The organism is Fibrobacter sp. UWH6 (genome assembly GCF_900142465.1).
Classification (GTDB): Bacteria; Fibrobacterota; Fibrobacteria; order Fibrobacterales; family Fibrobacteraceae; genus Fibrobacter.
In genome coordinates, this window is record NZ_FRAX01000011.1 from 93372 (window position 1) to 102856 (window position 9485).

At 50.6% G+C, this 9485-nt stretch carries 11 protein-coding genes and 3 pseudogenes; 3 read left to right on the forward strand and 11 right to left on the reverse strand.

What is annotated here, in order from left to right; translation table 11 throughout:
• Positions 1-86 precede the first annotated feature (86 nt).
• A complete protein-coding gene (locus BUB73_RS10450) occupies positions 87-1010 on the reverse strand; it encodes a hypothetical protein (protein ID WP_073285571.1) in 924 nt (307 codons plus the stop codon).
• Positions 1007-1603, reverse strand: a complete 597-nt coding sequence (locus BUB73_RS10455) for an esterase/lipase family protein (RefSeq protein ID WP_073285574.1) — start codon at positions 1601-1603, stop codon at positions 1007-1009. Before BUB73_RS10455 ends, BUB73_RS10450 begins: the two co-directional genes overlap by 4 nt.
• Before the next feature lie 182 nt (positions 1604-1785).
• Between BUB73_RS10455 and BUB73_RS10460 the strand changes: the two genes are divergently transcribed.
• The 3 genes from BUB73_RS10460 to BUB73_RS10470 are packed head-to-tail and all read left to right on the forward strand — an operon-like array spanning position 1786 to position 2730.
• A complete protein-coding gene (locus tag BUB73_RS10460; RefSeq protein ID WP_072801212.1) occupies positions 1786-2001 on the forward strand; it encodes a DUF3791 domain-containing protein in 216 nt (71 codons plus the stop codon).
• On the forward strand, positions 1998-2507 hold the full coding sequence (locus tag BUB73_RS10465) for a DUF3990 domain-containing protein (RefSeq protein ID WP_073161623.1): 510 nt from the start codon (positions 1998-2000) through the stop codon (positions 2505-2507). Before BUB73_RS10460 ends, BUB73_RS10465 begins: the two co-directional genes overlap by 4 nt.
• Positions 2500-2730, forward strand: coding sequence for a hypothetical protein (locus BUB73_RS10470; protein ID WP_073161622.1), 231 nt, complete (start codon positions 2500-2502; stop codon positions 2728-2730). The genes BUB73_RS10465 and BUB73_RS10470 overlap by 8 nt, the downstream gene beginning before the upstream one ends.
• A gap of 14 nt (positions 2731-2744) precedes the next feature.
• Here the strand turns inward: BUB73_RS10470 and BUB73_RS17845 are convergent, their stop codons facing one another.
• The 9 genes and pseudogenes from BUB73_RS17845 to BUB73_RS10515 form a co-directional block, all read right to left on the reverse strand.
• Positions 2745-3002, reverse strand: coding sequence for an IS3 family transposase (locus tag BUB73_RS17845; protein ID WP_254917663.1), 258 nt, complete (start codon positions 3000-3002; stop codon positions 2745-2747).
• Positions 3003-3037: 35 nt separating this feature from the next.
• A pseudogene (locus BUB73_RS10480) lies at positions 3038-3244 on the reverse strand (succinate dehydrogenase/fumarate reductase iron-sulfur subunit); the annotation flags it as partial.
• 55 nt (positions 3245-3299) lie between these two features.
• Positions 3300-3527, reverse strand: coding sequence for a PIN domain-containing protein (locus BUB73_RS16965; RefSeq protein ID WP_139258468.1), 228 nt, complete (start codon positions 3525-3527; stop codon positions 3300-3302).
• Between the two features lie 140 nt (positions 3528-3667).
• Positions 3668-3949, reverse strand: coding sequence for a UPF0175 family protein (locus BUB73_RS10490; protein WP_073235011.1), 282 nt, complete (start codon positions 3947-3949; stop codon positions 3668-3670).
• 261 nt (positions 3950-4210) lie between these two features.
• On the reverse strand, positions 4211-4564 hold the full coding sequence (locus BUB73_RS10495) for a hypothetical protein (RefSeq protein ID WP_175552208.1): 354 nt from the start codon (positions 4562-4564) through the stop codon (positions 4211-4213).
• Positions 4564-4923, reverse strand: a pseudogene (locus BUB73_RS10500) (fumarate reductase/succinate dehydrogenase flavoprotein subunit); the annotation flags it as partial. The gene BUB73_RS10495 and the pseudogene BUB73_RS10500, both read right to left, overlap by 1 nt.
• Positions 4896-5096, reverse strand: a pseudogene (locus tag BUB73_RS18005) (hypothetical protein); the annotation flags it as partial. The pseudogenes BUB73_RS10500 and BUB73_RS18005, both read right to left, overlap by 28 nt.
• Before the next feature lie 307 nt (positions 5097-5403).
• The gene (locus tag BUB73_RS10510) at positions 5404-7416 is read right to left on the reverse strand and encodes a preprotein translocase subunit SecA (RefSeq protein WP_139259187.1); all 2013 of its coding nucleotides are present in this window, start codon (positions 7414-7416) and stop codon (positions 5404-5406) included.
• A complete protein-coding gene (locus BUB73_RS10515; protein WP_139259188.1) occupies positions 7358-9445 on the reverse strand; it encodes a zinc metalloprotease in 2088 nt (695 codons plus the stop codon). The genes BUB73_RS10510 and BUB73_RS10515 overlap by 59 nt, the downstream gene beginning before the upstream one ends.
• Between the last annotated feature and the right edge of the window lie 40 nt (positions 9446-9485).

Below are 9485 nucleotides of genomic sequence, written 5' to 3' on the forward strand. Positions count from 1 at the left end.
GTCAAACTTTCCATAGGCTTGGGAACAGCCCGTGATTCGCAAACAATCAACAAAATCAAGAATAGAACAATCCTCTTTCTCATACTTTACTCCAAATCCACCACGACATCGTTACCTTTATAAAATTTTAAGGGTTCACGCCATGTAAACGTAGAATCAAGACATGAAATTTCTTGATTACCAAGGTTACATATATTTGCTCGCAGTTCTATCATATTCCCCCAAAAAATTCCCTTACTAAACACCAACGGCGCCAGAATCGTATCCTTTTCGTTCTTTAAAATGTTTCCCTCAAGAGGACGCTTTCCAGGAAGGGAACAATACACGTCATAACCCCACGCACGGACATCATCGCACTTCTGTATCCACATCAGGTCTTCATCCAGTCTCTTGTAGGTGAGAACCCCCGACACGGTGTCCAAAACGGCATATTGGCAGCTATCGTTACCAGCTGTCAAATTTCCTTTTGCAAAAATTGCGCCATCAGTCCATTCCCTCAAGGAAACAATCGGAAAAGAAACAGAACAACCATCAAAAGACTGCCTAACTCCAATTATATGCGGTTTTTCGCCAATTTTCCAAAAGGAAAATGATGTCGCATTTTTCCAAACCAACAGATTCGGGTCCGTATTACCGCCCCAGACTACAGAATCCGACAATTGTCCCAAAACATACATGTATTGTCCATATCCATCGTCAACGGAATCCACAAAAACGGGGCCATCCAATTGTTCCCTGTAGTTATATACGCCAATGGTCCATCGTCCCAAACCGAACCGCTCTCCACTACACATGCAGTCAGCCTCATAACTCCATCTATTTGCATGAGCCACTATGGCAAAACTATCGTTAACGAAACCAACAATTTTCTTTTCGGTCGGGCCCGTCCATCGATACTCCATATCATCGCACGGATCATCGTAACACCCCCACATACATACACTTGAAATTGCAGTTATGGCAGCCACAATCAGCCTTTGAAGCCCAAACTTGTTCAACAGATTTTTCACACCCAGTTCTCCTTAAAAATTTTTCTACACATTTTACTACAAAATAACAGCAAACCGAGTTGTATGTCCAAAGTTCCGGTTCCCTCGTGCAGTGAATCAAGCATGATAAATTTGTCCACATCACCGTTGTAGAAGTTACCTTGCACGTACTCGCGGGAAACTACACCGCCCATGCTGTGACCGATAAGGATATAACGAGATGCAAGTTGACGATAGAGGTTGGAGTTTTTACGGATGATTTCAAGAGCTTTTTGTCCAACCGTAGAATCTATAACAACAGAATCCCCAACAATATGTTTATTGTATATTTTCGCCTTCACTTCCTGAGCCTCTTCAAACAAGGCCCTACGTACGGAACACTTGTTATTCCCTTTCCAAGTTCTATCACCAATTTCGTATGCGTTATGTGCAGGGGACGCCGCTGGATTCGCAAAGGAACGTTGGATATAGATATACTCGGAGCCGTATGTTACCGTATCTTCAAAGACAGCGGAATCTAGCCAAAGAGTAAGTTTCTTTTCACCATCCTGATTATATGCCCCCAACATGCCTGCGGCATCACCCAAAGACTTTTGGAGCTTCGCGCTATCCATCTTAAGTTGTATAGTCTACAACCCAATTGTTATGAAAACCCCACGCACTACGAACAGTTTCATCACACGAACTTTCGAATCCTTGATTTTCCGGAGCAGCTCCATGAATAAGCACTACATTGTACCGGGAGAGTGCCCATACTATTGCCACGACTCTAGCCTTTATGTATATTATCTAAGAAATGGACAAGAAACTGATCAGATATACCGTTGCATGCGTCAACGAGTTCGCCGCAAACAAGAGCCTTACAGAAAAGCAGGCTTTTGATTATCTATGCAATCACGGAGCGATGGATTTCCTTGTCGAATTCTACGATGTGGAGCATACGCTTTCATTTGAAGACGCCATCAACGACCTAACGCTAGTCAGCCAGCAGAACGGAGGGAAGATACAGTGATTCTCTTCCACGGTTCGAACACGGACATCGCCCAAATTGAACTGTCCAAGTGCCGTCCGAACAAGGATTTCGGCAAGGGGTTCTACCTTACCACCATTCGGGAGCAGGCTGTAAGGATGGCGCAAAGGGTAGCAAGAATGTATGGCGGCTCGCCCACCCTGAATATATACGATTTCGACAATTCGGCGGACAAACTTGGAACCCTGAACATCCGTCACTTTGATTCACCCACCATAGAATGGGCGAAATTCGTCATCACGAACCGAAACGCAACGAAACTGAAAGACCCGCAGGAAGACTCCAACATAGACGGTCAGTTCGACTTGGTCATAGGGCCGATTGCGAACGATGACTTGGCATTGCTATTCAGGCAGTTTTCCGAAGGAACTATCTCTGTCGAAACGCTCGTTAGCGAGATGAAGTTCAAGAAACTAACCGACCAATATTCCTTCCACTCAGAAAAAGCGATTGCGCTGTTGAAAAAGAAGGAGTCGGTCCATGTCTAAGCCCAAAATGCTTGCTGAACTCATAACGGGAGACATCATCTCGTATATGATGGAAGACCAGAAAATCCCGCTCATCGAAGCAATGCGCAGGCTCTACGCGTCAGAAACATTCGCCAAGTTGGTTGACCTGGAAACCGGACTTTACCTTGAAAGTTCTCCCTATGTCTACGACATATTCAAGGCGGAACAGGAAAACGGGAAACTGACTCAACTCGAAGTCTAGCCTAAGCCGGCTCCTTACGCAGCCAGCCTTTTCAACCTATACTCTACCTGGCTCAGGTACCCGAGCGTGCTATGCAACCTCCTGCGGTTATAGAACGCCTCAATATAGTCGAATATGTCCGACACCACCTCCCCCATGCAGGAATACTTTCTCCATTTTTTGCTATAAGCCAGGCGTTGCGGGCTGGCGTCTGAAGCCTGCAGTGGGGTGCGCGGAAGACCCAAAGGGGCTGAAGCCCCACACCTCAAAGGGAGCGAAGCGACCGACCTCATACCTCAAAGCGAATGCCTTGGGCATGAGCGACCTCTTAATCCTTACCATAAACCTTTTCAGCGTAGGTAGCGGTTGCCATGAGGTATTCGCGGTTCATCTTGGCGATGTAATCCACGGTGATACCCTTCGGGCAAGCAGCCTGGCATTCGTAAAGGTTGGTGCAGTTATCAAAGCCTTCCTTGTCCATCTGTGCCACCATAGCGAGCACGCGCTTCTTGGCTTCGACCTTGCCCTGCTTCATCTGTTCTTCGTTGACAATGTCCAGCATTTCCAGGAAGGTCGAATGTATGGGAAAATTACAAGGATTCAAGCAACTTCTTGAAAAGTCGTTCGCCAATGTGACGACCGCTAGAACGCAATATTTCTACAGCTTCGCGAACTTCATCTGCAGAAATGTAGCCATCCTTATAAGCGGCTCTAAAAATGCCGATTGTACCCATTATGTTGAGACCGATTGTTTTGGCAACATGCCTTGCCCTGATTTCATCAACAAGAAGTAAGTCCGCATTTAACCGATCTGTCAAAACGAGAGCCTCACTCTCACCAAGGTCAAGCCCCGTAGCCCTCCTAAAAAGGGAGACTTCTTGAGGATTGACATCTTGTATTTCAATGAATTCACATTTCCTAATCTCTTCCGCTTCTTCAGAAAAGTCAGGATTGGCAGTTAATTCTTCAAATACGCCTTGAGGCGTTCATAGGTAGCGACATCCTCTTCGACCTCGTCCCAATCCATATCAAAGTAGGCAAAGCCCTCATTGGCATAAAGCTCGATTAGCTGCCACTTTGTGATACCGAGAATTTCGGCAGCGCGACCATGCGATATGGTCTCGTTCTTTACAAACGGATGCAACAACAAGGCCAACTGCACAAGTTCGCCTTCTGGCTTCGTCGCAATATACGGCTCCATATCCACCGGGATCTGAAGTTGGACAGTTGTCATTTCCATTGTAAAGCCTCCACTCTTAATATATAATTTTATCAAGAATAAAGCAACCTAGCCGATTTACGTGACACCGTTAGATGCTGTTCACTGAGGAGTTCCGAGGTGAAGCGTTTGGCGAATGTTACTGAATCGAATTATCTAGGATAAATATTGACAATACAAAATTCACAAAAAAGAAGAACTCCGCCCGGAGTTTACCCGAACGGAGTTCTAGATCCTTCGTCTCCGGCGCAAGCGCCTTCGCTCAGGATGACATGCTAGGAATTAGTCCTTGCCGTACACCTTTTCAGCGTAGGTAGCGGTTGCCATGAGGTATTCGCGGTTCATCTTGGCGATGTAATCCACGGTGATACCCTTCGGGCAAGCAGCCTGGCATTCGTAAAGGTTGGTGCAGTTACCAAAGCCTTCCTTGTCCATCTGTGCCACCATAGCGAGCACGCGCTTCTTGGCTTCGACCTTGCCCTGCTTCATCTGTTCTTCGTTGACAATGTCCAGCATTTCCAGAAAGGACATGTCGGGAGAAATGTCGCTGATCTTGACAGTTTCGAACTGTCCCTTGGTCTTGGAGTCCTTCTGACGCCAAATCTTCAAAGTCAAATTCATATTGCCGTGGCTCATTATTTGTAGCTCCTAGTAACGAGGTGGACGTTATCGAATGTGAGAGGTTCCTTGTGGAGTTCGGGCTTTTCGCCATCGCCCTTGAATTCCCAAGCACCGACGTAGCAGAAGTGTTCGTCGTCACGCTTTGCTTCGACTTCTTCGGTCTGGCTTTCTTCACGGAAGTGACCGCCGCAAGATTCTTCACGGTGGAGGGCGTCGAGGGTGAGGACTTCTGCGAATTCAAGGAAGTCAGCCAGACGGCCGGCGCGTTCCAGGTTCTGGTTGAAGGAACCTTCGAAGCGATTTCCTTGTTGCGGTTCTGCACCGCCGTCAGGTATTCGTTGTGCTTGCTTTCGAGGTTTTCGAGCCAGGGCTTGAATCCGCAGGCGCTCAACTTGTCATCACCAATTTCCTTGAGGGTATTGATGAGGTTCGTAAAAGTACCCGTGGACTGGTCCTGATTCAGCCTCGTGGAGTCGGCGTTCTCGGCAAAGTTCCTGCAAGAGGAGTAGGCGGCATTGCGTTCGGAATCAAGGCGGCTGACGGCCATTGCGGCAGATTCGTCGACAGACACTTCAATGAGGTTAGCGTATTCGGTTACAGAGGTGCGGTAGGCTTCGATGGACTTGCGAATCTCTTCGCTGGTGATGCTTGCAGTCTGCTCAACGAAGTACTTGTGGAGTCCCAGGAATTCTTCGTTGCGGAGTGTTCTGTAGTCGAGAGCGTATCACCGAAAATGCCTGATTCCGATGAACGAATAAAAATCAAGGATAAAGTGTTTTTGCAGACAAAGCAATATATTCCTTTGTCCAGGTTGCATTTTTTTGTAAAAATTGTGTCACGGCCGTGTGTAGTTTCTACACGTCGTTTCCGCTAAAGCCGAGAGAGTCTTCAAGCCAGGTGTCTGTCCGCTGAACAGAAAGCCTACTTTTCATGGCTTTCTTGCCCGCCGAATACTGCGCCCACCTCACGACGAGCGCAGAAAGGCGGCCAAGATGCCTAAAAGCGCCCCAAAGCGCCCCCGGCAGGTTGCGGCGCAGCACGTCGTCCTCAAAACTTGCGTAATGGCTCGCGCTCCCCGGGTCACCTTGACGGGCGGCGCGGCCAAAAAGCTGGCGGTCAATTCTCGAAGAAGGGTTGCACTCCGTGGCAATCACATGCAGGCCGCCAAGTTTCTTTACTTTATCGGGAATCTTGATGTCGGTTCCGCGCCCGGCCATATTGGTCGCAACCGTTATCGCGCCCATACGACCGGCGCCCTCGATAATTGTAGCCTCGTCGTCGCTGCGGACAGCGTTTATCACACAGCATTCAAGGCCAAGCGCCTTGATCATTTCGGCAAGGGTTTCGCTTTCGTCAATGTCCTTGGTGCCGATAAGGACCGGGCGGCCCTTGGCATGGACATCGAGCACTTCGTGGACAATGGCCACCCGCTTGGATTCCTTGGTAGAAAAAATCTTGAGGAACGAAATCTTACGCAAGCACTTGCGGTGATTCGGAATGCAAAGGACTGCCGCCCCGTAAATCGTCCAGAACTCGCCAAGGGCTTCCTTGCCGGTTCCCGTCATGCCAGAAAAGTTCTTGTACAGCCTAAAGAAGCGCTGGAAACTCATTCGCGCCTCGGTTTCCTTGAGGCCCGAAAGTTCCAGCCCTTCCTTCAGTTCAATCATCTGGTGAAGCCCGCCGTTCCACGAACGCATGGGCATCTTGCGGCCCGTCGATTCATCGACAATCACCACCTTGCCTTCTTCTACAACATACTGGCGACCGGCCACAAAAAGTTCTCGCGCCACAAGCGCCTGGCGAATCAGGTCCTTCAAGAAAGACGCCTTGCAGAAGCCCTCGCCCACCGACTTAAGCGATTCCAGGCGTTCGTCCATATCGACAAGGAAACGGACTGTCCTAAAGCGGATATCGACAGCATAGTCGGTACCTTGGACCAATTTTTCGGAAAGCGCGAAAGCAATCCTGCAACTTTCGTTAAAGCCCTCGTTCTTGTTCTCCTTGGAAATTATAAGCGGAGTCACAGCCTCGTCAATAAGCACGTTGTCGGCCTCGTCAACGATGGCGGTGCATAGCCCCCGTTGCACCAAGTTCGACATGACCCGTTCCATATTCGCGCCCGAAGAATCGCCCACAAGCCGCTTCGAGAAATTCTGGTATTTCCCGAGCGCAATGCGGTCACGCAAGAAATCGGCAAGCACATCCTTGGCGGTAGAATAGGTCACGTCGGCGCTGTAGCCCTCCCTGCGCTCGGCAGGTTTCATCGCCCCGGTCACCGCACCCACGGTCACGCCGCAAATATCGTAGAGAGGCTTCATTATCTGCGCATCGCGACTTGCCAGGTAGTCGTTCGCGGTTATCACGTGGCATGGTTGCTTGCCAAAGCCGCGCACCGTAGCGCACATCGCCGCAGTCACGGTCTTCCCCTCGCCTGTCGACATTTCGGCAATGAACCCGTCATAAAGTGCCAAGGCTCCCGCCACCTGCTCAATGTAGGGTCTGTACCCCAACGTGCGGGTCACCGCCTCCTGCACAAGGGCAAACGCGGTCTGCAGCGCGTTGCGGTCCGGCCTACGCTTAAAGGCATCGCGGACACGCGCCAGCCTTTGCCTAAACTCGGCTCTGTCCAGGCCGCTATACGACCTGCCCAGCTTATCGATCTTGGCAGCTTCGCGCAAAAGGCGGCGCAGCACGCCACTACGGCCCTTGAACCGCCCTTGCATCCGAAAAACGAGGGCGTCAAGCCCCGTCGGAATCTTCTTCACCCGTTTACAGGCGGTAAGGCGGTAGTTTTCGATCAGGTTCATGCTACATCTTATAGTATTTCTGCAGGGCCTGCCTTGCCTTGCGGATTCCCTGCAGGGCAAGCGGAGTGTCTGTCAAATGGAAACGAATTTTTCCGGAACGTCCATGAGCCCAGTCTACACCGGAGAGGGAAGCCAAGTCCCTTCTTATCGAGGAACGAACGAGGTAAACAGGCTCCGCCGTACGCTCGCCAGAGCCATCCTTCGCCGTTGTTTCAATTTCGCCACCGCCAAGCCAGCCAAGGGCCGCAGAGGGCAAACGGTCACTCGCCGCAGGAATCACGCTCACGCTATCGACAGGAATCTCGACAAAGGCTTCGCCGTTTAAACGCACGGAAACCTTGCGCGGGTTTTCCATGAACAAGCGCGAGACTTCCTCTTGAGTCACCACCGCAAGAAAATCGAACGCAGCCGTATCTAAGACCATCCCAACCGAATCGCCCTTCTGCAAGAAACGCCCCACGTAGTCGTCAGGACTTTTAACATTCCAAATTCCGTCCATCGGAGCAAGCAGCGCCAACTTATCGCGGTCGCGCAACAAATCGTTCAGTTCCTGCCTCAGGACTCCCAATCTCTTTTCGACGGGCTGCATGTTTTCGGGAGCCAGTTCCAACGCCTGGTAATACGTTTGCACGGTCTCGTTCACCTGGGCACGTTTTTCCTCTATGCGGAAATCCAGTTCACGGTTCTCAAGGACCATCAGCGTATCGTCCTTATGGACCAGGGCCTTTTCGCCACGATAGACCTTTGCGACAACGCCCCCCTCGCCTACCGTAGAATTCTCGTACCGAGCGGCCTCAATAATTCCAGGAGCCTTGAAAGTGTCGGGAACAGGCACGTAGAAAAGCGCTGCAAAGACTCCGCCGAGCACGACCAAAGTCACAAGCACGGCGCGGTTACGGACCTGCGAAAGGGCTGGGCTTGCAAAGACATACTTTATAAACCGGCCCACAGGCATCACCACCATTGTAAGGCAGAGCAAGACACCCATACAGAAGGAAAGTATCAGGTAGTGCGCGGAAATGGCGACAATGAAGCCTGTAAACAGGAACACCCTGTAAATCGAAGACGAAACGCCGTACACGGCATAAACAAATCTTTCAAACCAGGTTTCAGCCACCTCTTCGGCGTCACGTTTGAAAAATACGTAACGTTCGAGCAAGTACTTCAAATGCCGCACCGAGCGCTGCTGCAAATTCGGCATGTCAAGAGCGTCGGTAAGCATGTAGTACCCGTCAAAGCGCATGAGCGGATTCACGTTGAAGAGGACTGTCGAAACGGATGCCATCACAACAACGTTGTACGCAAGACTTTTGGCGAGGCCGCCCCCCAAATTCGCCCAAAGTATCAAAGCAATCGAAGCAATGAAGAACTCCGTGAGCATGCCTGCCGCCCCCACGAGAATGCGTTTCGACTTTTTGCGGAAAGACCAGCTCGCCGTCGCATCCACATAAGGGAGAGGAACAAGCAGCATGAACATCACGCCGAGCGTGTGAACCTCGCCGCCAAAACGCTTGACCACACTCGCATGGCCAAATTCGTGAAGCAGCTTGACAAACACGGTACACACGTAAACCCAGCCGATGTTCGACGGGGCAAGGAACCCTTGCGCACTATCCTTCAGGGCGTCGAAATTTTCAACACCGTACTTCGCAGCCACAAGAACCGTCAACAGCCACACCACCGCAAACGGCTTGCTAATCAGGCAAGCGATGAGCCATCGCAAGCGATTCAGAATAGCGTCAGGATCGAAAACGGGAACCTTCAAGAAGAAGATGTTCAGTAACGAAGACTTGACCTTTTTCTGCCTCTGCTTGCGGTTGCGCTCGAAAAGCTTTGCGCCATCGTCCACGCCCATGTACATGAGCATGTTCGCCTGGTACAGCTGCGCAAGCATCTCGATGACTTCGCCCTGGCCGGGCATATCGCCATCGCCGCTTTTAAGCATCGAGTTCCAAACCTCGCCTACCGTCTTATCGGGCGAAAGGCGCGACACAAAGTCGTACGCACCGCGCGGCAAGCGGTAGTACTGGTTGGTAAACTGCTCGTGAAGAACATACCACAGTACCCCGCGGTAGGTTTGCCTATGCACGCGGACACTCGCCCGGAGAGAAATCTTACTCCCCGAGAGC